Source organism: Intestinimonas sp. MSJ-38 (assembly GCF_018917925.1).
Classification (GTDB): domain Bacteria; phylum Bacillota; class Clostridia; order Oscillospirales; family Butyricicoccaceae; genus Pseudobutyricicoccus.
On record NZ_JAHLPO010000001.1, the window covers coordinates 115,086 to 137,040 of the forward strand.

Annotated in this window: 22 protein-coding genes, 1 tRNA gene and 2 pseudogenes; 9 read left to right on the top strand and 16 right to left on the bottom strand. The window is 51.2% G+C overall.

The window, feature by feature from the left end; translation table 11 throughout:
• Nucleotides 1–153: 153 nt before the first annotated feature.
• The 3 genes from KQI26_RS00555 to KQI26_RS00565 form a co-directional block, all read right to left on the bottom strand.
• Nucleotides 154–678, bottom strand: coding sequence for a hypothetical protein (locus tag KQI26_RS00555; RefSeq protein ID WP_118428021.1), 525 nt, complete (start codon nt 676–678; stop codon nt 154–156).
• Nucleotides 679–723: 45 nt separating this feature from the next.
• A complete protein-coding gene (locus KQI26_RS00560; protein ID WP_147418031.1) occupies nt 724–1,113 on the bottom strand; it encodes a hypothetical protein in 390 nt (129 codons plus the stop codon).
• A 94-nt stretch (nt 1,114–1,207) separates the two neighbouring features.
• Nucleotides 1,208–1,747, bottom strand: coding sequence for a hypothetical protein (locus KQI26_RS00565; protein WP_147418030.1), 540 nt, complete (start codon nt 1,745–1,747; stop codon nt 1,208–1,210).
• Nucleotides 1,748–2,035: 288 nt separating this feature from the next.
• On the opposite strand from KQI26_RS00565, the gene KQI26_RS00570 reads away from it, so the two are divergent.
• Both KQI26_RS00570 and KQI26_RS00575 read left to right on the top strand, forming a co-directional pair.
• Nucleotides 2,036–2,464 (top strand): S-layer homology domain-containing protein, encoded by a 429-nt coding sequence (locus tag KQI26_RS00570; RefSeq protein WP_216502714.1) that lies wholly within the window; start codon nt 2,036–2,038, stop codon nt 2,462–2,464.
• Between the two features lie 255 nt (nt 2,465–2,719).
• Entirely contained in the window at nt 2,720–3,781 is a 1,062-nt protein-coding gene (locus tag KQI26_RS00575; protein ID WP_216502715.1) for an LCP family protein, read from the top strand.
• Between the two features lie 402 nt (nt 3,782–4,183).
• Here the strand turns inward: KQI26_RS00575 and KQI26_RS00580 are convergent, their stop codons facing one another.
• The 4 genes from KQI26_RS00580 to KQI26_RS00595 form a co-directional block, all read right to left on the bottom strand.
• Entirely contained in the window at nt 4,184–4,636 is a 453-nt protein-coding gene (locus tag KQI26_RS00580) for a GNAT family N-acetyltransferase (protein ID WP_216502716.1), read from the bottom strand.
• A gap of 72 nt (nt 4,637–4,708) precedes the next feature.
• Nucleotides 4,709–5,227, bottom strand: coding sequence for a hypothetical protein (locus KQI26_RS00585; protein ID WP_216502717.1), 519 nt, complete (start codon nt 5,225–5,227; stop codon nt 4,709–4,711).
• Nucleotides 5,227–6,048, bottom strand: a complete 822-nt coding sequence (locus KQI26_RS00590; RefSeq protein ID WP_371744034.1) for a CPBP family intramembrane glutamic endopeptidase — start codon at nt 6,046–6,048, stop codon at nt 5,227–5,229. Before KQI26_RS00590 ends, KQI26_RS00585 begins: the two co-directional genes overlap by 1 nt.
• A gap of 4 nt (nt 6,049–6,052) precedes the next feature.
• Nucleotides 6,053–6,940, bottom strand: coding sequence for a helix-turn-helix transcriptional regulator (locus KQI26_RS00595; RefSeq protein ID WP_216502719.1), 888 nt, complete (start codon nt 6,938–6,940; stop codon nt 6,053–6,055).
• A gap of 742 nt (nt 6,941–7,682) precedes the next feature.
• On the opposite strand from KQI26_RS00595, the pseudogene KQI26_RS00605 reads away from it, so the two are divergent.
• The 4 genes and pseudogenes from KQI26_RS00605 to KQI26_RS00620 all read left to right on the top strand — a co-directional run.
• A pseudogene (locus KQI26_RS00605) lies at nt 7,683–7,921 on the top strand (TnpV protein); the annotation flags it as partial.
• Nucleotides 7,922–8,192: 271 nt separating this feature from the next.
• Nucleotides 8,193–8,957, top strand: coding sequence for an endo alpha-1,4 polygalactosaminidase (locus KQI26_RS00610; RefSeq protein ID WP_371744035.1), 765 nt, complete (start codon nt 8,193–8,195; stop codon nt 8,955–8,957).
• A 172-nt stretch (nt 8,958–9,129) separates the two neighbouring features.
• Nucleotides 9,130–9,312: a peptide deformylase gene (locus tag KQI26_RS00615; RefSeq protein ID WP_371744036.1), complete on the top strand. Its 183-nt coding sequence runs from the start codon at nt 9,130–9,132 to the stop codon at nt 9,310–9,312.
• A 76-nt stretch (nt 9,313–9,388) separates the two neighbouring features.
• Complete coding sequence (locus KQI26_RS00620) at nt 9,389–9,871, top strand: ATP-binding protein (RefSeq protein WP_216502721.1); 483 nt, start codon at nt 9,389–9,391, stop codon at nt 9,869–9,871.
• Nucleotides 9,872–10,219: 348 nt separating this feature from the next.
• On the opposite strand, the gene KQI26_RS00625 is transcribed toward KQI26_RS00620, so the two are convergent.
• Together KQI26_RS00625 and KQI26_RS00630 are read right to left on the bottom strand one after the other, a co-directional pair.
• Nucleotides 10,220–10,294: transfer RNA gene (locus tag KQI26_RS00625), tRNA-Arg, on the bottom strand.
• A 121-nt stretch (nt 10,295–10,415) separates the two neighbouring features.
• The gene (locus tag KQI26_RS00630) at nt 10,416–11,699 is read right to left on the bottom strand and encodes an MFS transporter (RefSeq protein ID WP_216502722.1); all 1,284 of its coding nucleotides are present in this window, start codon (nt 11,697–11,699) and stop codon (nt 10,416–10,418) included.
• Nucleotides 11,700–11,983: 284 nt separating this feature from the next.
• On the opposite strand from KQI26_RS00630, the pseudogene KQI26_RS15625 reads away from it, so the two are divergent.
• The 3 genes and pseudogenes from KQI26_RS15625 to rbr all read left to right on the top strand — a co-directional run.
• A pseudogene (locus KQI26_RS15625) lies at nt 11,984–12,316 on the top strand (transcriptional repressor); the annotation flags it as partial.
• A gap of 84 nt (nt 12,317–12,400) precedes the next feature.
• On the top strand, nt 12,401–12,562 hold the full coding sequence (locus KQI26_RS15630; RefSeq protein WP_118748315.1) for a rubredoxin: 162 nt from the start codon (nt 12,401–12,403) through the stop codon (nt 12,560–12,562).
• Nucleotides 12,563–12,603: 41 nt separating this feature from the next.
• Nucleotides 12,604–13,143 carry a rubrerythrin gene (gene rbr, locus KQI26_RS00640; protein WP_118425514.1) on the top strand — a complete coding sequence of 180 codons (540 nt, stop codon included), beginning with the start codon at nt 12,604–12,606 and terminating at the stop codon, nt 13,141–13,143.
• A 76-nt stretch (nt 13,144–13,219) separates the two neighbouring features.
• Here rbr and KQI26_RS00645 read toward each other — a convergent pair whose 3' ends face one another.
• From KQI26_RS00645 to KQI26_RS00675, 7 genes are all read right to left on the bottom strand, one after another.
• Nucleotides 13,220–14,281 carry an alanine racemase gene (locus KQI26_RS00645; protein ID WP_118425512.1) on the bottom strand — a complete coding sequence of 354 codons (1,062 nt, stop codon included), beginning with the start codon at nt 14,279–14,281 and terminating at the stop codon, nt 13,220–13,222.
• 73 nt (nt 14,282–14,354) lie between these two features.
• Entirely contained in the window at nt 14,355–15,746 is a 1,392-nt protein-coding gene (gene gltA / locus KQI26_RS00650) for an NADPH-dependent glutamate synthase (RefSeq protein ID WP_253292570.1), read from the bottom strand.
• Nucleotides 15,736–16,590, bottom strand: a complete 855-nt coding sequence (locus KQI26_RS00655; RefSeq protein ID WP_118748305.1) for a sulfide/dihydroorotate dehydrogenase-like FAD/NAD-binding protein — start codon at nt 16,588–16,590, stop codon at nt 15,736–15,738. Before KQI26_RS00655 ends, gltA begins: the two co-directional genes overlap by 11 nt.
• Nucleotides 16,591–16,825: 235 nt before the next feature.
• Nucleotides 16,826–18,274 (bottom strand): hypothetical protein, encoded by a 1,449-nt coding sequence (locus tag KQI26_RS00660; RefSeq protein WP_216502724.1) that lies wholly within the window; start codon nt 18,272–18,274, stop codon nt 16,826–16,828.
• A gap of 14 nt (nt 18,275–18,288) precedes the next feature.
• Nucleotides 18,289–19,314, bottom strand: coding sequence for a hypothetical protein (locus KQI26_RS00665; RefSeq protein ID WP_216502725.1), 1,026 nt, complete (start codon nt 19,312–19,314; stop codon nt 18,289–18,291).
• On the bottom strand, nt 19,311–21,002 hold the full coding sequence (locus KQI26_RS00670) for a [Fe-Fe] hydrogenase large subunit C-terminal domain-containing protein (protein WP_216502726.1): 1,692 nt from the start codon (nt 21,000–21,002) through the stop codon (nt 19,311–19,313). The genes KQI26_RS00665 and KQI26_RS00670 overlap by 4 nt, the downstream gene beginning before the upstream one ends.
• A gap of 298 nt (nt 21,003–21,300) precedes the next feature.
• The gene (locus KQI26_RS00675; RefSeq protein WP_216502727.1) at nt 21,301–21,876 is read right to left on the bottom strand and encodes a hypothetical protein; all 576 of its coding nucleotides are present in this window, start codon (nt 21,874–21,876) and stop codon (nt 21,301–21,303) included.
• Nucleotides 21,877–21,955 lie beyond the last annotated feature (79 nt).

A 21,955-nucleotide genomic window follows, 5' to 3' on the forward strand; every position in this document is an offset into this window, starting at 1 on the left:
GCACTTTATCATACCATTCCCTATAAAAAAACACAAGCATTCAGGCGCGGCAAGCCGCGCCTGAATGCTTGTGAGACAATATGGATGCAATGTCAGCGGGGTGTCCCCGCGGCCATACTTTCTTTGCCCTGGTGGACGCAACCATCCCTGGCTCTATTGCAAAGCGGAAACGCCTTTTTGGCCGATGGCTTTTTCCAAGGCAAACAGGCTTTCCAGAAGCTCCGGGTTACGGCTCTGATAAAAGTCCTCCCATTCCGTTTCCCACTGGCCCTCTGTGTTTTTCAGCTTCCACACCTTCACCTGTGGCCGCTCCGCCCCGATCAAGGACAGCGCCCAGGCGTCCTTTCCCTGACGCATCACAAAACAAGTGGGGAAATACATCTGTCCCACTTCGGTCATCCGATGGGGCCAGGTGCCCATGGAGGGGTACAGATCCAGCAGATCGTCATACCGAAGATCTTCCGCCAGCGCCCGGATGGTGCCCTGGGCCGCTTTCCCCGAAACCGGCACGGTGATTCCTCTGTCCACATAAACATACTGAGTTTCCCGGAAAGGGGAAAGCCCCAGCTTTTTCGCAGGGCCGCCTTCTGCCCAGGAAAACAGGCCTACCACTCCCGGAATTACCGCCGTCAGCAGTACAAGACGCACAAAAAACCGTTTGCCAATATAGCGGATCATTTGAAAACCCTCTTTTTCTCTGTTTCCGATCTTTGCTTCATCTTTTCAGGGAAGTTGGTCTTCTCCATAACGCTGCCGGTATTCCTCCGCAAAGTGTTTCCAGGCCTCCCACTGGGGATTTCCCGGCTGCTTTTGTTCCTCCGGCACGCCCCGCAAAATAAGCAGCAACAACTGAAGCCGGGAACTGTTGCTATAAGTATAGCCGGTTTCCTGCCCGATCAGGGCGTACACCTGCTCATCAAAGGGACAGGCCCCTTCCGGAAGCCGGCTCATCTCCAGCGGCACTGCATCCCGCTCCTCTTCATAAAAAGGGGCGCTTTGCTCTCCCTGGGGAAGACGATAGGCCAAAAAGGCGCCCTCTTTCTTCCCACAGGCGAAAAAGCTGTTGTCTTCTTGGGTGCTGCGGAAAAATCCGTCCAGACTACCGTAATCCACCGGCTGCGCTCCCCAGGTTTCTTCCAACCAGCGGGCCAAATTTTCAGGGATGCTAATCCCCTCTAAAGAATACCTATTCCTTTGTTCCTTCATTTTAATTGATTTTCCCCAATCCTACTCCGATTATTGCTGACAGCCAGCTCAAATCAGTTTTTTGAACAGCCAGTGAACTGGCATCTGCATTATAGCGAGTTACATCTGTGGGTATTTTACAATTTCCAATACAAATTGTTATTCCTATGGTTGGGCTATATTTATGTGGATTAGTAATTCTGGATTTAGATACAAAATATGGGTCTTTAAAAACACTCAGAGGCTTTATTTTAACTTGTTTATAGCGCAATCCCATTGTTTGAAAGGAAGGAGTCATTACTGTTAAATAAATAGCACAATATTCGCTATCTCCGCTGCGTACTACTCCCGGATATATGCCATCCTCCATGCCATAAAACTGTATCATCTCTTCAACAGGAGGAAGCTGTCCATTCGGCAAATCGTTTGTCGAGATGATAGGATATGAAGTTTCTTGATTCTCTTCCGATACGGGGGTAGCATATGCAGTAATACTATTTATTATCATTACTACCCCAAACAAAAGTGCTAAAACTCTCTTTGTCCGTTTACGCATTTTCATCTTACCCTCTTTTCTTACTTTAAATTGTATCATTGCTTATTTGTAATAGTATATTAATTTTATTCTCTTGTCAATACCATTATTAACACAATTTATTTTATTACTTGATATTATCTATTTTTGTTTTGTAAATATCAGAATATCCCCTAAGCAGGGATGGAAAACCCTTCCTTCCCTTGCATTGACATCCATTTCTATCCGGTGCTATGCTTATGATATTATATGATATTATAAGAAAAGAGAGGTGTCCCCGATGAAAAAACGCGGCCTTTCCCTGCTTCTGATCCTGTGCCTTTCTCTGGGACTTCTGCCCGCCGGCCTCTGGCCGCAGGCACCCAGACCGTCAAAACGGCTGTGACGGTGGATTACGCCGCCGCCATAGAGGCGGTGGAATATCTCAACCAGCTCCGCCGGGAGGCGGGCCTTCACGATCTGGTGATGGACGAAAATCTGGTGGAATCGGCCATCACCCGGGCAGAAATGGTATACCATCTGTGGCAGCTGGCCGGCTCTCCTGAGCCCATCACCTCCATCAACGCCTTTTCGGACCTTTCTTCCCTATCCACCCAGGAGCGGAAAGCCATTCGCTGGGCCGTGGAGGAAAACATCACCAACGGCACCAGCATCACCACCGGAACCACGGCCACCACCTTCACGCCCGACCGCACCTGTGTCCGTTCGGAAGTGTTCACCTTCCTCTATCGGTACTACAACTGATCGTTTTCATCCCCGAAGCTGCGGCTTCGGGGATTTTTTTGTCTGGAAAATGTGGAAACAGCAGCAAATTCTTAGAAAAGTCTGAACTTTTGGCCAAAGGATTGGCATCTTCCCTGTTTTCTGGTATAATAGCGGAGCTTACGAAAAAAAAGAAAGGCTTTCCGGCAACTTTTTGCCGGAGAAACCCGTCTAAAAAAAGACAGTCCGGAAACAGGCTCACATGAGCCGCTTGCCAAAGGAGGCTTTTTTCAGAAAATGGCACAAGGAAAACGAGTAGTACGAAAAAAACGCCATCGCCGTCATCGGGGCCGAGTGCTTTTCTGTTGGCTGCTGATCTTGCTGGGCCTGGGAGGCGTGGGTTTTTACTTTTGGAGAATGATGAACTCCTATGATTACAATCCCCTGGACGACAGCGATCTGGGCATTGTGCAGACCCAGCAGCCGGTGAGCGACAAGATCACAAACATCGCCCTGTTCGGCGTGGACTCCCGGGCCGGAGAAAATTCACGGTCCGATGCCATGATTATCCTATCGGTGGATCCCAAACGGGGGAAGGTAAAGATGTCCTCCCTCATGCGTGACGCCTATGTGGAGATCGAAGATCACGGCATGACCAAGCTGTGCCATGCCTACGCCTATGGCGGTCCGGAGCTGGCCATCAAAACCATCAACCAGAATTTCCAGATGGACATCAGCGAATATGCCACCGTCAACTTTAACCAAATGGCCGATATCATCGACGCCATCGGCGGCGTGGATCTGGAAGTCACAGAGGCCGAAATGGACGAGGCCAACGATGCACTTTGGGAGTACTGTGTATTCAACGACCTGATCTGGGATGATTACAAATTCACCGAACCGGGGCTTCAGACTCTGAACGGTCCTCAGGCCGTGGCTTACGGGCGCATCCGCAAAGGCGCCACCGGCGGCGACGCGGCCCGTACCAGCCGTCAGCAGGAGATCCTGGAAAAGATGATGGAAAAGGTGATGGATATGAGCATTGTGAAATATCCCTCCCTGGCCGCCAAACTCCTGCCCATGGTGGAAACCAGCCTTTCCTCCAAGGAAATTCTTTCTCTGGCTACCCAGGTGCTCTCCGGCGGCAAACCGGACATCGAACGGGCCACCTTCCCCTGCGAGGGTGAATGGTCGGAAAAACGCACCTCCAGCGGTCTTTCCGTGGTGGCCTATGAAGATGCCTTGGCGGTAAAGCGCCTGCACGCATTCATCTATGACGATCTGTCCATCGAAGAGCAGAAGGCTCAGGAGCAATCCTCCGGCGGCACAGACACCGATGCCGATACCGATACGCCATAACAAAAAACACCGCAAGAAACATCTTGCGGTGTTTTTTTCTTGTTTCCAACAAGCCTTTCTCACAACAGGCTCAGCCCATAACCCATTGACATCCCCCTGGAGAAACGATAAAACATACAGAAGAATACAATTTCTGAAAAATCTTTCTATTTTCATTTAGTCTTTGCTTCGAAAAAAGTAGTATATAGGTAACTCCCTTTTTACAAAAGTGTGTCTGATGCATACTAACTCATAATTATACGAAATGCAACGCTTTTATTCATTTTCTATTCATTTCCGGCTAATGGGTATTCATTTTTACTCTAAGTTATCATGCAATTTATTAGAATGGAATTTTTGAAAGAGCCAGCACCTTGAATGGGCTGACTCTTTCAATGTTACCTGTAATTGACAAACAGGAATTTACCGATGAATATACATTCTTGTCATATGGTCTTCGCCGTCTCCCTGTACCATGCACAGGAACTCCCAACCGTATCTTTCATAAAAAGAAGTATGGTCGGTAACCAGATAAATCGGAGTGATTCCCTTGGCTTTCATATCTTCCACAACCATATTGAGCAGATGCCCTGCGATACCTTTGCAGCGGTAGTCTTTCTCCGTATAGACCGCACAGACATTTGGTGTAAGATCTTTTCGGTTGTGAAAGTCATTTTCGATTACACCCATACCGCCTATGATTTTGTCGCTACCCAGACAAAGATACCAACCATATTCGGTTTCTTTCCGAAGATAGGCGTTCATGCAGTCCAGATAAGCTTTTGTTGGAACGCCCCATTTGCTATGGAACCAATCGGCAGCGGTTTTCATCAGTTCCGGGCGCTCTCTTAAGTTGATGTAGATGTATTCCTCCATAAATTCCGATTTATCTAACCGTCATCATCACAATAGTTAATAAAGACTGTCCATTTTCTGTCCATAGGTAGCTTAACTCTGCTTTTTGTGCTCCAGTTCCGAACCATAACGAACAACCATAGCAATTAAAATCAAGCAAATTCCAAGCGTGATGCCGCCGGCATCGTCAAATCTGTTCCATTCTGAAAGACCGATTTTTTCGTAGATACCGTCTGTAATAGCCACAGATACGACAGCCAATACGATTTGCATAATTCCAAGCTGCTTTATTCTGTCTGCACCTGCGCTTGTAAATGGTGTTCCTTCTTTTAGTTCCGCTGTAAAGTAGCGATAAACAAACGCAGTAAAGATGCCGCCGAACAGCAAAGAAGCAGCCGCAGCAAGTAAAGTTCCTACAAGCTGTCCCTTGGTTATTTCAGCCATAACAGACAAGAAATGAAGAAACTGGTTTTCCGTGCTTAACACATCTGATGCCACCAGAGCCGCCGCAATTGATGTTAAGGCTACTCCTACACAGGCAAATACCAAAATAATCTTAGAGAGTATCTGTAACACCCTCATTCCTTTTTGGATTTTCTCTAAATTGCTCATTATTCTATTTTCCTTTCCTCGCCATCATTATTTTTCAAAAGTCTTTTAGCTGTCTTATTCCTTACAAATACTGCAATCGGCATGATGATCAGATACAGAACGGTCAAAATCTCAAAGAAACCTATATCCACATCCAAAAACACATAAAGAATATTAAAGCCAAAGTGCAACAATACTGAATAGAGCAGGTTATTATACCGTTCCAGAAAAATGTTCATCAGCATGGTGATGGATGTAATCACAACAATATTGGAAATGACATATGGAATTGCCCTCCAGTCGGTAAACTCAGAATCCACTACCCACAACAAGGTATGCCAGAAGCACCACACTAAGCCCTGGCAGACAGAGGATTTAAGGAAACCGTACTTTTTATTAAATTCCTCCCGCATAAAACCACGCCATCCCAATTCTTCCCCTGTCGGTCCAGAAGTTAGGGAAAGGAAAATACTGAGTGGCAATGCTGTGGTGCCCAGATTGATGTAGGACAGCATTGATTTGCCCGTCATAACAGAATAAAGGAACAGCGACAACACGCTGATGCCAAAGGTAAGGGCAAAGGAGAGTAGCAGTGGGAGCAGCTTTACTTTTCCTGAAAAGCATCGCTTCACAAAAGCTATCCTTGTTTCGTCAGGTCTGAAATGTTTCCATCCAAGCAAAAGCAGGTAGGTCGGTGACCATGCAATAAGGTTTCGGACAATCCACATAATGATAGGCGGCGCATGAAAGACCAAGCTGGCTGCGCCCGCCACAAAAATGATGAGTATCCAAACGAGGATATAGGAACTGATGATATATTTCTTCAGGTAATTTGTTTTCACTTCGTCAACTCCTGTCCCTGCCTGCGCAGATAACAAGTTCACTCTTAATACCGTTCAGCTCAATAATATTTTCCGCATCGGGCGTGTCAAACCGTTCCGCTTGTCGTCCGTCCTTTTCATAAGATATACTTGTTCCAATCCCCTTTGTAACGGCTGTAAATATGGTATCCTCTGGGATATAAATTTTTGAAGTCGCGGATACTTGGTTAATGTCCAGCTCGCCATTTAATGAATGACAGACCACTTCCATATCAAGATTACAATTTATTTCTACCGTGCCTGAAACATCCTCCAAAACAATATGTGAGGTCTTTGCATCAATCTCTACACAGTCACATTCCAGAGAACGGATTTCAACGGTTTCGGCATTGACAGCACATTCGATTTTCCCAATATATAGAGAGGGAATTTGGACAAATATACTTACTTCTTTCTTTGCTATTGCCTCAGATACACCGTTTCTGCGGTTTACATCCACATCAATTCTTTTTCTAATATCATCAATTTTGACCTTAAAATCATTCTGAAGTGTGGAAAAAGTATTCGATGCAAGACGGACACGGATTTTCTCACTCTTACTGCCCGATAACACAAACTGCTTTGCTCCCCCAAACTTCATATCGAAGCGTTTGGGCTCATCAATATCATACTCGGTAATGCTTTCAAACAGGTAATCAATCGATTGTTTTGCCGCCTTTTCATTAGAAAGCAAATCATCAATAGAAATATTAAACAACGCCGAGATTGCCATAACATTTTCTATATCGGGGATACCTGCATCTGTTTCCCATTTCGTAACCGCTTGCCTTGAAACACCCAGCTTCTCTGCCAACCGCTCCTGTGACATTCCTGCCTGCTTGAGAATAAATTTTAATTTTCCTGCAAGTGTCATACCTATGACCTCCTTGTTTATTAAACTTGTTGATTGCTTCACTTGATATGAAGCAGCACACATTATTCGACCTGTGCTCGTCAACAGATTTAAGTATAGGAAAGTGAATTTTGCATTACAAGCAAGCCGGGATTACATTTCGGTTTTTTCCGCTACTTTGCGTGGCATTTATTGATTTCAAGCCAATTTAACGATATGAGGCTCTATCGGTGCTTTTCGTAAAATCGTAGCCAAGCAACTGCTTTACTGTTTCACTTTCTAAAAACACCACCTGCATTGCGGCGGTTAAGATAAACACAAACAACGGTTTGTATAACAGTAGTCTAACACACGTTGTTTAAAAATCCTACAGCCAAGCCAATGTCTGTAATTTGCCCTAAAATTTCATTTTATGGAATTTGGACTACTTGATTTTCTAATTGCATACGCAATTCGTGAAATGTATCATTATACTGTTGATACATCAGACACACAAATGTAAATAGGGACATAGGGAAAAGGGAAAGGAGGAAGCTATATGATGCATGACGAAAAAATCATTGACCTATTTTTCAAGCGCTCCCAGCAGGCCATATGCGAACTGGACATGAAGTACGGAACAATCTGCCACACACTCTCCTAACGGCAAGCGTATTTCTCAATACACCTGCTCACAGTACACAAAAGCTCCTTGCGGGACGCTCTGCAAGACCCAGCACCGTATCAATGAAGAGGTGGTACTGTCCCTTGTCTCTGAAATGCTGAAAGCCATTGCAGAATACTGTTCAATGAGCTGGTACTATCCGACAAACTCTTTGAGCATTGCGCCGAGATTGACGAAGCGGCCGAAACCGCATGAAGCTGATCGTGCGGTCACTGGCAGAGCAAAACGGCGTGACCGAGCAACTGAAAGCTGAAAACCAAATGGAATGGGTGCGGCAGATGAACGCTTGCAAGGCACAGGCAGAGGAGATTGTGAAAGCGGAATTGATTTATGATTGAGCGAGAAAGTCCGGGCAGAAAACTGTTCGGACTTTTCTCATATATTCCAAAATGACGGTAGAACTGTTCACAAGTTTTATGGTATGATTTGAATACAAATTGAGCAGCAAATCTGGGAAAACATAATCATCAATGTGTAAAATGTGATAGTCATGAGGAAAAAACGAGAATTACCGAAAGGGTGCGGGAGGCATTGTGCGGGAAGAGGATCAAACAACCAGTAGCCTTGGCTGTATTATTTGTTCTAATGTTCATTAGTGGATGTTTTTTTGTGAAAGCCAATCAAGCAAAGGAATTTGAGAAAAACGATTATGGGGTGTTTTTAAATGCGGACGCCTCATCTTTGGAACGATTTAAAATGTATGAAACGATTGTAATTGATGCACAGTATTTTACAAAAAGGGATATTAAATTGCTCCATCAAAATGGAACAGTCGTATATACATATCTAAATATTGGGTCGATTGAAAACTTCAGGGAGTACTATACAACCTATGCGGAACTGGCAATCGGTGAGTATGAGCACTGGGAGGAAGAAGAATGGGTAGATGTAGCAAACCCAGACTGGCAGAAGTTTATAGGACAGCTTTCTCAGGAACTATATGAAAAGGGTGTTGACGGATTCTTTATAGATAATTGTGATGTATATGATTACGATCCGCACGAGAGTATTTTTGAAGGCATTACAGCGATTCTACAAAACATGATGACATTTGGAAAAGCGGTCATCATCAACGGTGGAGATACTTATGTGGCGGAATATAGGGAACGCTATGGGGCGATTGATCAGATTATGACAGGTGTAAATCAGGAATCCGTATGGAGCAGTATTGATTTTGATAGCGGAACATTCCATGAGCAAACGAGCGAGGCGAGGGAATATTTCAGCAAATATGTGGAAGCGTGCAAGGCGGATGGGGTGGAAGTGTATCTGTTGGAATATACAACTAATCAAAAACTGATTCAAAAAATAAAAGAATACTGCAAGGAGCAAGACTTCCATTTTTATATTTCCAGTTCCCTTGAACTTAGATAATGAGTGTTGAGAAATACGAAAAAGATGAGCAAATTAAAAAAGTTCGACCTATGAATACTGGCAGAGAAGGTGAAATTTGATTATGCTCCGTAAAGAAGTCCGCAGAATGTGACTTCTTTTTGAATTTGATGAAAAAGTCCTTGACTTTTCGTCTCTGATAAGCCAAAGCGGTGTGCAGGAATGTGTTGAGGGATGCCTTAGTTTCCCGAACCGTTTTGTAAAAACAATCCGTCCGCAAAAGGTCACGATTCAGGCACTTAATGAATATGAAGAGGAAATTATAGTTGAAGGAGAAGATGAAATGGCAAAATGCTTCTGCCATGAGCTGGAACATCTGGACGGTATGATTTTTTAGATAAAGCGATTGAAGAACTTTCTGCTTTGTAGTGCAAATTGATAGATGCCGTTTCGGAAAAAGAAAAAGGGGTTTTATGAGCAAGGTTATTATGATGTGCGGTGTATGTGGTTCTGGAAAGACTACTTATGCCAAGAAAAAAGAACAGGAAGGATATATCCGACTTTCCATTGACGAAGAAATGTGGAAACTTTATGGAAGAAAGGGAATTGATTATCCGGAAGAACAATATGAAAAATTGTCAGAGCAGGTGGAAGCTGCGCTTCAAAAAAAACTGCTATCCCTGATTCAGCAGGGAAAAGATGTTGTGATTGATTTTAGTTTCTGGAGTAAGGAAAATCGGAATGTTTATAAAGAACTGATTCAAAAAGCAGGCGCTGAAACGGAGCTTATCTATATGAAAGCCAGTAAGGAGCTTTTGCAAAAAAGACTATATAAAAGGAATCAGGTCTTAAATGCCAATTCACCGTTTGTGATAACAGATGAACTATTGGAACATCATTATCACGCATTTCAGGAGCCATGCGGCGAAGGAGAAAAAGTAATTTTGCAGAAATAGGATATTATGCAATATTCAAATTTCAACTGAATAATCCTAGCACAAACCGCTGCTACACGGAAGCCAACAAACCATGCAACAGTGGAACAACTCCGCAACTCGCCGGAACTGGCCAATACACTGGCCACATTATTGGCGTCAGTTCCATCCGAAAAATAGGTCGGAAAAATCGTATTAGCAAATCGGCGTTTTTTATTAGCAAGGCCGGAAAAATAGTTCGAAGCCAATTAGCAGGCATACAGCGGAAACTGTATATAATCGTTCCGACAGATCGGCAAGATCGCCTAAAGGAAACGATAACAAAAAACCACTGTAAACCATCAAAAAAACGGCTTACAGCGGCAATTTTGGCACCCCTGGCGAGAATCGAACTCACAACTAACCCTTAGGAGGGGTTTGTTATATCCATTTAACTACAGAGGCTTATCCGGCTTCTATTCAATTTTTCCGCAGCTCTACCATTCGAACGGGTCCCTTGTTAGGAGGGGGCTGTTCTATCCATTTAACTATGGGGGCATAGCCCCGGAGGGCTTTTATTAGTATATCAATTTTTTTCTTCCCTTGCAACCACAAATCCCCGTTTTTCCAGGGCCTTGTCCTGGGTACGGAAGGCCCACATATAGGCCAGTGTAATCAGGCACAAAAGAACGATCATGGCAGAGAAGGCCGGTTTATAGCTGTGGAGCACATCGTAAGAACCACCCACCAGCACAGGACAGAGCATACCGCCGATGTTGGCAAAGGCGGAGATCATTCCCAGGATGCTGCCAAAATCCCGGTTGCCATAGACAATCTGAGCGATGATGGGATGGGCCACATTGCCAAAGGCCCCGCCCAGACCGGTGCCCAGTACGATCAGTCCAATACCCGGCATAGCCGGAGCCATCAACGCCCCAGCCAGAGCCACACCGGCGGAAATATGGGCCACCACTGTGGCCTTTTCTGCCCCCAGCTTATCATAGAGCCAGCCCAATGCCAGTTTGCCGATGGCCAAGGCACCCATGCCGCAGGAGGCCACCGAGGCAGCAAAGGTAGGAGAATATCCCACATCGCTGACATGGGGAGCGGTATTCTGCATCAGGCCGCTGGTGCAGATGGTATTGAGAGCCGCACAGATACAGATCACCCAGAATTGGGGCGTGCGCACCGCCTGACGATAGTAAACGCCCTGTTTTTCCACCTGGCTGAAATCTTCTTTCTCGTCGCCGGTTTCTCCATAGGGAAGCAGCCCCTTGTCCGCAGGCCGGGTGCGGATGATGAAAAAGCACACCGGCACCACCAGCAGAAAGATCATCACTGCCAGGATCTGATAGGCTGTGCGCCATCCATAGTGGATGATCAGCTGGCTGGCCAAGGGATTGCAGATCATGCCGCCCACGCCGCTGCCCATAAAAGCCATACCTATGGCAAAACCCCGACGGGTGTGAAACCAGTTGTTAATGAGCATGGACAGGGCCACTGTGGTGATCATGCCCTCGGCTACGCCGGTGACCAGCGCCGCTCCATAAAACATCGGGAGCGAACGGGCAAAGGAAAAACAGAAATAGCCCCCTGCCATAAAAATACTGCTGATACGCAAAGCCAGCGTTACATCCAGCCGGGAGAAAACCCGTCCGCTGACCAGGGACATAACCATGAGGGATGCCGACAAAATGGTCTGGGTCAGCCCCATGCCCGCCCGGGAAAAGCCCATATCTTCACACACCGGCTTGATAAAGACCCCCATACAGTTGTTGATGGCCCCATAGCTCATGCCCATGAGGATGAAGCAGCCGGCCACAATCAACCAACCATAAAAAATCTTGTTCTTCTTTCCCGCTTTGCTCATATCTTTCACTCCTGAGAGACGCCCTTGCCCCGGCGCCTTTGTCCCTGCTATTGTGCGGCAAAAGCCCGCAGATGTCAACGGTAATTTGTCCAATATCTGAACTAAATTTTTTCCTTTCCCTGTTGTTTTGTCCCATCCCCTGAATTTGGTATGAATTTCTGTTTTTTAGGTAACAATGAACAAGGTGTTAAATTCCTTTTTTTCCCCGAAAAAGTGGTTGACAGAAGTGTTGTTTTGATATAAACTTCTAATTAGTAATTTTTCCTATGAAATGAGTGATCCCCATGAAACGCCGTACCATTCAGCGTACGCTGGTGCTCTCGGCGGTGATGAAGCTAAACGATCATCCCACCGCGGAAGAGGTCTACCGCTACGCCGCACAACGAACCCCCACCATCAGCCGGGGCACGGTGTACCGCAACCTTTCCCAGCTGGCGGAAGAGGGGACCATCTCCCGCATTCCCGTGCCCAATGCCCCGGATCGATTCGATTCGGCCACTGGCCCTCATTATCACCTGGTCTGCCAGGAGTGCGGCCGGTTTGTGGACGCCCCTGTCCCCTATCAGGCCGCAATGGACCGGCAAGTGGCCCAGGCCACCGGTTGGGAATGCGATTTTCACCACATCATCTTTCAAGGCCGATGCACCCAGTGCATCCACCATACACCCAATCATCAACCAAATGAACAGGAGGACACAATCATGAGCAAGTACAAATGCACCATCTGCGGCTATGTTTACGACGAGGCTGAAGGCTACGAGGCCGGCGGCATCGCTCCCGGCACCAAGTGGGAAGATCTGCCCGAAGACTTCGTCTGCCCGCTGTGCTCTGTTGGCAAAGAGCTGTTTGAAAAGGAAGACTAATCAACTTTTCCCAAAATAATTTCTCGAAGGAGGAGATTTTTATGAATCTGAAAGGTTCCAAGACCGAAGCCAATCTGATGGCCGCTTTTGCCGGGGAATCCCAGGCCCGCAACAAGTATACCTACTATGCTTCCGCCGCCAAGAAGGAAGGCTACAACCAGATCGCCGACATCTTCGAGGAGACCGCCGGCAACGAGAAAGAGCATGCTAAAATCTGGTTCAAGCTGCTCCATGACGGTTCCGTTCCCAAGACCGAGGAAAACCTGAAGGACGCCGCGGCCGGTGAACACTATGAGTGGACCGATATGTATGCCGGTTTTGCCAAGACCGCCAAGGAAGAGGGCTTCGACAAGATCGCTTTCCTCTTTGAGGAAGTGGGCAAGATCGAAAAAGAGCATGAAGAGCGCTATCAGAAGCTGCTGAACAACCTGACTCAGGGCAAGGTCTTTGAGCGGGAAGAGCCCCAGATGTGGGTCTGCGCCAACTGCGGCCATATCCATTACGGCAACAAGGCTCCTGAAAAGTGCCCTGTGTGCGATCATCCCATGGCTTATTTCAAGATCAAGGCCGAAAATTATTAATTTTCCAATTTGATTGAAAAAACGCCCTTTGGTGAAAACCAAAGGGCGTTTTTCTATTTTATATAACAACAAGTATTTATTTACTTTTCCCTCGGCTGGTGACGGGAAGACGGTTGAGCACCTTACCCTCTTCTTCAAAATAGAAAAAGTCATGGAGATTCATGGTGGTGCAGCAGTGGCCGGGGATGAGCCGGATCTTGTCCCCCACATGGAAGGGATGGCCGGGGAAGGTGAAGGCACTGTGTTCTTCGCTCATATTCACCGAAGCGCCAGGCAATGCGGGACATACGGGATTCCCCTGATCCACACCCAGGGCCTTGACGCCTGCATCGGTAACCACCAGATCGGGCCGGGTACTCACTACGGTGGCCAGCACGGTGAGGGAGTTTTCAAAGCGCAGGCCCATCTGACGATAGGTGGCGTCCATAAACAGATAACTTCCCGCCTGCACTTCGGTATAGACGGTGTCCTCTTTCCGCAGTTCCACGGTACCGGTGCTGGCGCCACTGACTTCCTTCACCGGGATCTGCCATTTTTTCAGATCGGCCAGAAGGCTTTGCAGTTCCGTTTCAATCCGCTGGGCCTCCTCTGCCCGGCGGGTGCCGTCCATTTCGTGGGACAGCTGACCGGCGTAAGCCTGCACGCCATCAAAGACCAGATGAGGACAGGCCATCACCTCCATGGCCAGATCCCGGAAGGCCTCATGGGTGGTGACGCCGCAGCGGCCCATGCCCACTTCATACTCCACCAGACAGTGGATGGTGCTGCCTTCCACGGCGGCCGCCTGCTCCAGATCCCGGATATTCTGGCTCTGATCCACGCACACCGTGATACGGCATCCCTTGGCCAGGTAGGCCACTCGGGCGATCCGACTCTTTTCGGTGATCTGATTGGCGATCAGGATATCCTCGATGCCCGCCAGCGCCAGATCCTCCGCCTCAGCCACCTTGGCACAGGTGATCCCTTTGGCCCCGGCCCGCACCTGGAGATGGGCGATGTCGGTGCTTTTGTGGGACTTGTAGTGGGGGCGCAGGGCCACTTTCAACGGGGCCAGAAGCCGGGCCATTTTTTCCATATTGCTGTCAAACACCGGTCGGTTGATCAAAATCGCCGGGGTCTCCAAATGTTCTGCTCGCATCCCTTTTCCTCCTCTTGCCGCAAAACAGAAAAAGGGCGCGGCGAAAAGCCGCCGCGCCGCTTTCTATGAACACTTAGTTCTTGGACTTGATGTACTCGTCGATGGACTTGGCAGCAGTCTTGCCAGCGCCCATAGCTAGAATAACGGTAGCAGCGCCAGTGACGGCGTCGCCGCCGGCATAGACGCCTTCCAGAGAAGTCTTACCGTTTTCATCGGCAGAGATGCAGCCCTTCTTGTTGGTCTCCAGGCCGTTGGTGCTCTTTTTCAGGATGGGGTTGGGAGAAGTACCCAGAGCCATGATGACGCAGTCCACATCCAGCACATAGTCGGAGCCTTCCACAGGGATGGGACGGCGACGGCCGGAAGCATCGGGCTCGCCCAGTTCCATCTTGACAACTTCCATGCCGGTGACCCAGCCTTCTTCGTTGCCCAGGATCTTCACAGGGTTGTTCAGCACCTTGAAGTCGATGCCCTCTTCCATGGCGTGATGGACTTCTTCCTTACGGGCGGGCAGCTCTTCCAGGCCACGGCGATAAACGATGGACACATCGGCGCCCATACGCTTGGCGCAGCGAGCGGCGTCCATAGCCACATTGCCGCCGCCAACCACGGCCACTTTCTTGGCGTGGAAGATGGGGGTGTCATGCTTGCCGTCATAAGCCTTCATCAGGTTGATACGGGTCAGGTACTCGTTGGCGGAGAACACGCCGTTGAGGTTCTCGCCCTCGATGCCCATGAAGGAGGGCAGGCCAGCACCGGTGCCGATGAAGATGGCCTCATAGCCTTCTTCCTTCAGCTCCTCGATGGACACGGACTTGCCAACCACCACATTGGTCTGGATGTTGACGCCCATGGCCTCCAGGTTCTCCACTTCCTTGGCCACGATGGCCTTGGGCAGACGGAACTCAGGAATACCATAGATCAGAACGCCACCGGCGGCATGGAAAGCCTCCAGCATGGTCACATCATAGCCCATCTGCACCAGGTCGGAAGCGCAGGTCAGGCTGGCAGGGCCGGCGCCCAGAACAGCAACCTTATGGCCGTTGGAAGGAACCTTCTTGGGCTTTTCGGTGCTGTGCTCCATGTGCCAGTCGGCGCAGAAACGCTCCAGACGGCCGATGGCAACGCTTTCGCCCTTGATGCCGCGGATGCACTTGCCTTCGCACTGGTTCTCCTGGGGGCAGACACGACCGCAGATGGCAGGCAGAGTGGAGGTCTCGGCGATCTTCTGATAGCCTTCCTCGAACTTGCCCTCAGCCACCAGAGCGATGAACTGAGGAATCTGCACATTCACAGGGCAGCCGCTGACGCAGGGCATATTCTTGCAGCCCAGGCAACGATTGGCCTCTTCCACGGCCATCTCGGCGGTATAGCCCAGGGCTACTTCTTCAAAGTTCTTGTTTCTTACGTCGGGAGCCTGCTCCGGCATCTTTGTTTTTTCCAGGCTCATGTTCTTATTTGCCATTGTTCATACCCTCCATTCTGCAAGCGTGCTTTTCCCGAGCAGCAGCTTCCTGCTGGGAATACATTCTGGAACGACGGATGGTCTCGTCGAAGTCCACCTTGTGGCCGTCGAAGTCCGGGCCATCCACGCAAGCAAACTTGGTCTCGCCGTCCACAGTCAGGCGGCAGCCGCCGCACATGCCTGTGCCGTCGATCATAATGGGGTTCATGGAAACAATGGTGGGGATGTTGTACTTCTTAGTGAGGACGCAGACAAACTTCATCATCACCAGGGGGCCGATGGCGATGACGGCGTCATACTTCTCGCCGCCTTCGATCAGGGACTCCAGCTTGTTTGTAACAAAGCCCTTTTCGCCATAGGTGCCGTCGTCGGTCATCATGAACAGCTCATCGCAGCTGGCGCGCATCTCGTTTTCCAGCATGACGATCTCCTTGGTGCGGAAACCGGCGATCATGTGGACAGTGCCGCCGGCCTCATGGATGGCCTTGGCCTGAGGCCAGGCAATGGCGCAGCCCAGGCCGCCGCCGATAACGGCAACCTTCTTGCCCTTGAACTCTTCGGTCTCGGAGGGGTTGCCCAGAGGACCCACAAAGTCGTGGATGTACTCCCCTTCCTTCAGCTCAGCCAGCTCCATGGTAGTGGCGCCAACTGTCTGGAAGATGATCGTGACAACGCCCTTTTCCCGATCGTAATGTGCGATGGTCAGGGGGATGCGCTCGCCTTCCTCGTTGACTCTCAGGATGATGAACTGGCCGGGCAGGCACTTTTTGGCCACCATCGGCGCTTCCACATCCATCAGGACAACATTGCTGCTCAGGTCTTCCCTACGCAGAATCTTGTACATTCTCAATCACCTCATCTATTATATTTGCCTTATCTTTAAAACACACCCGCCCGGTTTCCCAGGCTGTGGGTTTTACAAAAATGAAAAGGGGCTGTGCCGGGGAAAAACCCCGGCGCCCGTTATTTAATAGCTGCCTTCACCGTCTGTAAAAAGCCGGCCCCGCACAGCGGGAGCGGGCCCCGTGGCCGGTCACGCCAAGCCGGGAGCCCACGGCGCGGCAGCCGCGCCGGCTGTATCAAACAAAATAAAACCATCCGCCCTCCGGCGGAGGGGCCGATTGCAGTTTTTTCTTCACGCTGCGCTGCCGGGGCGTCAGCTCCCCATCCGGCTTTTCCAGAAGCTCCATGGCCCTGCGGCAAAACCACTCTTTTCCCTGAGGGCTTTCCCGCACCTGCCAGAAGACCTCCAGCGCCGGGCATCGGAACCGGAGAAATCCCCCCACCCTTGTCACCTTGACCCGCAGGCGAGAGCTTTGGTACCGTCCAGGGCTGCGGGCCAGAAAGGCGGCCGCCGCCTGCTCCCAGGGCTGGGAATGCCCGCAGCTGACACAGAAGAACCGCTCTCCCTGTCGGCCATTTCCCTGGCGGCGCTGGGCGCACACCGGGCATTTCTGATAAAGGCCGCTGCCCGCGATGGGCACAGGAGAGGGCAGACCCAAAATCGGGGCCCGCTGACAAAGGAGTTTTGTCACAAACCGGTAATCTGCCAAGGAAAAGGAAGCTTCCGGCAGATTTTTGCTGCCTCTGGCGGTATTTTCCACCACCAGAAGGGCGCTGAGACGGCAGGCCAGGCGGCACACATCCCCAGCCAGACGGCAAAGGGCGTCTTTTCCCTCTCCCGCCGGTTCCATGTGCCAGAATTCCTCTTTTTCTCCATCCCAGGCGCACAGACACAGGCCCTTTTCCGTGCGTCCCACCCCCAAAGTGCAGGCGGGAGAGCAGGGCACCGGGTCCCGGTACCAGAGCCTGACAGACAGATAGTATGCGCCGTTTTTCTCAAAAAGCAGCGCGTTTTTGGGCACAGCCAATCCTTTTTCCACCAGGAGCAGGTGTTCTCTTTGCCATGGACCCGCATCCAGGGGCAACAGCAGATACCGCCGCTTGCCTCGTTTTTCCCGCAGGATCTCCCCGGTGTAGATATCGGTGAGGTAATCCTCCGAGGGGGCCCATTCCAAAGCCCCGGACCGGTTGAGCAGATAGACCTTGCCATAATATCTTCTGCCTTTTTCACCCCGGAGAATAGAATAATCCCTCCCTCCGGCGTAACGGCAAAAAGATACCGGTCTTAGCGTATCATATTTATCGAGATTTGTATAGATTTCTGAGGGGGAAAAATTGTCCCAATCTGACAAAATTCTCTCTAAATCTTCTTTTTCCGTCCGGCAGACAGGATAGGTGCTCCGCTTTTCCCGTTTTTTCCGGGTCAGGTATCCCCGCACAAGGCCCTGGGCATCCCGCTGCAAAGCGTCCTTGAAAGGCTGGGCCTCAAAGGCATCGGCCTTTTTCAGCACTTCTCTGGGGCAGAAAAACAGCTTCCCTTCCTCTTCCGCCTGACGGCTATAAGGGCGGCAAGCCCGCAAAATGGCCTCCAGGGCCATGGAATAGCGGCGCTGGGCTTCTTCCAGCACCTGACGCTTTTTCGCCGTGGGAGTCAGCAGTTTGATGGTCACAGTGCGGTAAGACAATGGATTTCCTCCCCTCAGCAGTATTCCACATAGGCCCCTTTGTCCCATTGGGTCAGCCGGGCCAAAAGCTGCTGGGCCAGCAGGCTTTCCATTCCCATGCCCTTTCCCCGGCTCTGGGGCAGCAGAATGCGTACGCTGGTGCATTGCCCGTCCAGCAGGGCCCCCAGCTGCCGGGCGTCCCGCTCTCCTTCCGTCCAGGGCTCTTCCCTGCCCAGAAAGGCCAGAGTGCGCCCCAGCAGATCCTCAGCCGGCCACCGGTAATTGACCCCCAGGCTCCGGCCCTCTTTTTCCTTCTTTTCCACCAAAGCCACCGCTTTCCGGCCGGCCACCGCCTTGAGCCCTTTGAAATGCTCCAGGGTGTGGAGCCATTTCTCCTCCCGCTCCTTGCCCTGGGGAACCCCTACGGCCAGAAGCAAGGGACAGAGGGCCCGGGCCCGGCAGAAGAAAGCGGCGGGCTGGGGGCTTTCTTCCAATCCCCGGCAAGCGGAGAAAAACAGCTCCTGCATATAGCGTGCGCTCTCTTTGCCGGTATATGCCCTCCCCAAAAAGGCAAGAGCTCCCTGGCGGCCCCAGCTCAGGTCCTGTCCGCCTTTTTCTTCCACGGCCTCCCGGGAAAAGGCACAGCACAGCTCCCCGGGCTGGATCTTGTCCTCCCGCAGCAGTACCGGCTCTCCGGCCAGGGGAACCGGTCCGCCCCAGGGGATACGGCTGTTTCCCTTGGCCACCAGGGCCAAGGGCGGCATTTTCCGCTCGACGCCCCGCAGATGTCCTCGCCCGTCCAGCTCCAGCAGGGTAAAGCCATATTCTTCCCCGGCCTGACTGAGCAGCAGGGAGACGGCGGTGCGCTGCAAGGGTGCGCCCCCCTGAAGCATGGCCCAGGCGGCGGCACAAGCCGCCTGGGCCACCGCTGCGGCGGCCATATCCGTTCCAGGGCAGGAAATGAGAGCGGCCCGCACCCGGTCTCCCCGACGGCTCACCCGGCAAACACAACCGCCCTGCTGTCCTTTCTGGCCGCCGCTGTATTCCAAAAAGAGCTTCACCGGCGTTTCTCTCCCTTCACCGCCTGTTCCATGCGCAAAAGTGCGGCTTTGGTCTCGCCGGTGGTCTCACCCAGGAGCCTGGCCACCTGCTGCACCATGCGCATCTGTCTGTCCACCGCTTCCTGGGCTATGTGCAAAGTCTGTTCCCGCTTCTTTTCAAAGGCAGTGCGGTCCTCTTCCTCCCGGGTCACATCCCGCAGAAGGACGATGGCATCCCCGCCGGGCATCTCCACAACGGATAGGCGCACCTGACGCTCGCCCCCTTTGACAAAGGCCGGCTGATCGCTCACCGGCCACTCTTCCCGGGGCGGCAGTCCATCTTCCAAAAAGTCTTGCACCTCATGCCCCCGGGCCCCTTTGCCCCGGATGCCCAGCATCTCCATGGCTTTGTGGTTGTATTCTAGCAGCTTCTCCTCCGGAGACAGGAGCAAAATGGCACTGGGAGCATATTCGATGATCAGATTGGACATGGACTCGGCCTTTTCCCGCATATAGGGCAGGCACATGCGCACATCGGCCTTGCCTTGCCACACGGCCACGGCCTTATCCCAGCAAGTGGGGTAACCACAGGCGCCGCAGTTGAGCAGATCTTCCTTGGTCACCTTTCCCGTTTGGGCCAGAATGGCAGCAATTTCCTCTTCCCGAGGCTGCCGCTCCTTCTTTTTCTGAGGATGGAACCGGGTGGTGAGGTCCACCTGGGCACTTTCGCTCACCGAAGGCGCGCCGGTGCTCTTTTTCCGGGCAGCGGACAGCAGCCGCTCCTTTACCAGGATGGCCGGCGCTTTTTCCCGGGAGATTCCCGGGCCGTGGGCGCAGGAGCCCAGGCAGGTGTTCAGCTCCAGAAAGTAACCATGGATCTGCCCTTGCCGCACCGCTTCCAGAGTCTCCTTGCATCCCTCCACGCCGCTGACGGCATAGGTCTTGTACCCCTGGCGCTTGTTGGCCGGGATGGTAGCGATGATGCCGCCGGGGGAAGGGTACAACCTGCTGAGAGGGGTGTGGGTCTCGGTGCACTGGGTGTCCTCTTCTCCAAAGGCCACGCCTTTTTCCGAAAGCAGCGTTTTCAGCTCTTCAAACAGCAGCACGGCACTGAGGGCGGCATTTTCCTGCTTTTCCCAATGTTTGGCGGGACAGGGGCCGATGAACACCGTTTTGATCCGGCTGCCGAACATACTGCGCAGCATTTTGCTGTGGGCCACCGCCGGGGAAACCACCGGGGCCAGCAGAGGCGTCAAATCTGGATACTGCCGCTCCACCAGCAGCACCAAAGAGGGGCAGCAGGTGGAGATGATGTTGTCCATCTCCCTTTTGGCCATCAGGTGCATATATTCCAGACTCACCTGGGCGGCGCCTGCGGCGGTTTCCTCCACCCCGGTGAAGCCCAGCTTTTTCAAAGCGGCGGAAAACTGAGGAAAAGTGATGTCGGGAAAGGCGGCCAGCCAGGAAGGGGCCACGCTGGCATAGACCTTGAGCCCCATGGACAGCATCCGGCGCACATTGACAAGATCGCTTTGCACCTGCTGGGCTCCCTGGGGACAAACCTCCACACACCGGCCACAGAGGATGCACTCCTCCGACAGCACCCGGGCCTGGTCATCGGAAAAGGCAATGGCCCCCTGAGGGCAGGAACGGATGCACTTATAACAGTTGCGGCAGTTGGCCTTCTGGGTGACGATCACCGGTTCCATATCCCTTTCTCCTTTCCCCTTCTTCTGCCGGTATTATACCATAGCTGCAAGTCCAAGCAGACTTGCACGCCGCCAATGCGGCGTAAAATCAGCTTTGCTGATTTTTGCTAGGGTATAACATCAACAGCAGTCGTTTTGCAGGCAAAACGACTGAATGCGCAGCATCCTGCCGCACATGTGCGGCAACTGTTGATATTATACCATAAAAGGAGAAAAAAAGACAAAGGGCGGCAAAAGAAAAGGAAGGGCGCTCCCCTTCCTTTTCTTTCCTTTCCCGGTTTTCTGCGGGAAAACACCATCATGCTGCAAAACCAGCCAACAGTTTTTCCCCTTCCGGCCAGTATTCTTCTCCCCGGATAAAGATCTGGAAAGCACTCCCCGCCGTACCAGGCTGATCCAGTGTCACCAGCTTCCAGACTTCCCCTTCTTTTTCTCCCGTGTCCAGCCGTCCGATTTTTTCACCTGCGCAGTAGATCTCCACACTCTCCTGCAAGGGCACGCCCAAATTCTGATTCCGGTGGGAACCCTGAAGACGAATGGCCCATTCCTCCTTTCCCGGCGGAACCAGCTCCACGCCCCACTCCGGGCTGGCCTCCTGGTTTTCGCTGGCTTCCCATACCTCCATGGGACGGCTCTCCCAACCAGAAGGACAGGCATAGTCAAACTGCCATTGCTGCCAGGCATAGTGCTGCTCTTCTGAGGAAAAGGCGGCGGGCTCGATCTCCAGAACAGGCTTTTCTTTCTCCGGCTGCTCTGTTTGTTTTGCTTCCGGCGATGCCGGAGCCGGGGATTCCTCCGGCCCTTTGGTGTACAGCACTCCAACGGCCACAAGGCACAGACAAACGGAAACAGCCGCTATCCACTTTCTCTTCATCGTCATCGGCTCCTTTCTTAGCAAACAAATCAGTTGGTCTTGTTTTGCATTATTCTATCATCTGATCTTTTGTCTTTCA

What these genes read in the sequence shown, in the direction of transcription:
- KQI26_RS00565 (WP_147418030.1), bottom strand. Translation starts at nt 1,747, where the DNA reads ATGAAAATGCGTAAACGGACAAAGAGAGTTTTAGCACTTTTGTTTGGG.
- KQI26_RS00575 (WP_216502715.1), top strand. Translation starts at nt 2,720, where the DNA reads ATGGCACAAGGAAAACGAGTAGTACGAAAAAAACGCCATCGCCGTCAT.
- KQI26_RS15630 (WP_118748315.1), top strand. Translation starts at nt 12,401, where the DNA reads ATGAGCAAGTACAAATGCACCATCTGCGGCTATGTTTACGACGAGGCT.
- KQI26_RS00675 (WP_216502727.1), bottom strand. Translation starts at nt 21,876, where the DNA reads ATGAAGAGAAAGTGGATAGCGGCTGTTTCCGTTTGTCTGTGCCTTGTG.
- KQI26_RS00555 (WP_118428021.1), bottom strand. Translation starts at nt 678, where the DNA reads ATGATCCGCTATATTGGCAAACGGTTTTTTGTGCGTCTTGTACTGCTG.
- KQI26_RS00645 (WP_118425512.1), bottom strand. Translation starts at nt 14,281, where the DNA reads ATGCGAGCAGAACATTTGGAGACCCCGGCGATTTTGATCAACCGACCG.
- KQI26_RS00595 (WP_216502719.1), bottom strand. Translation starts at nt 6,940, where the DNA reads ATGACACTTGCAGGAAAATTAAAATTTATTCTCAAGCAGGCAGGAATG.
- gltA (WP_253292570.1), bottom strand. Translation starts at nt 15,746, where the DNA reads ATGGCAAATAAGAACATGAGCCTGGAAAAAACAAAGATGCCGGAGCAG.
- KQI26_RS00580 (WP_216502716.1), bottom strand. Translation starts at nt 4,636, where the DNA reads ATGGAGGAATACATCTACATCAACTTAAGAGAGCGCCCGGAACTGATG.
- KQI26_RS00670 (WP_216502726.1), bottom strand. Translation starts at nt 21,002, where the DNA reads ATGGAACCGGTGATCGTCACCCAGAAGGCCAACTGCCGCAACTGTTAT.
- KQI26_RS00655 (WP_118748305.1), bottom strand. Translation starts at nt 16,590, where the DNA reads ATGTACAAGATTCTGCGTAGGGAAGACCTGAGCAGCAATGTTGTCCTG.
- rbr (WP_118425514.1), top strand. Translation starts at nt 12,604, where the DNA reads ATGAATCTGAAAGGTTCCAAGACCGAAGCCAATCTGATGGCCGCTTTT.
- KQI26_RS00630 (WP_216502722.1), bottom strand. Translation starts at nt 11,699, where the DNA reads ATGAGCAAAGCGGGAAAGAAGAACAAGATTTTTTATGGTTGGTTGATT.
- KQI26_RS00585 (WP_216502717.1), bottom strand. Translation starts at nt 5,227, where the DNA reads ATGAGCAATTTAGAGAAAATCCAAAAAGGAATGAGGGTGTTACAGATA.
- KQI26_RS00620 (WP_216502721.1), top strand. Translation starts at nt 9,389, where the DNA reads ATGAGCAAGGTTATTATGATGTGCGGTGTATGTGGTTCTGGAAAGACT.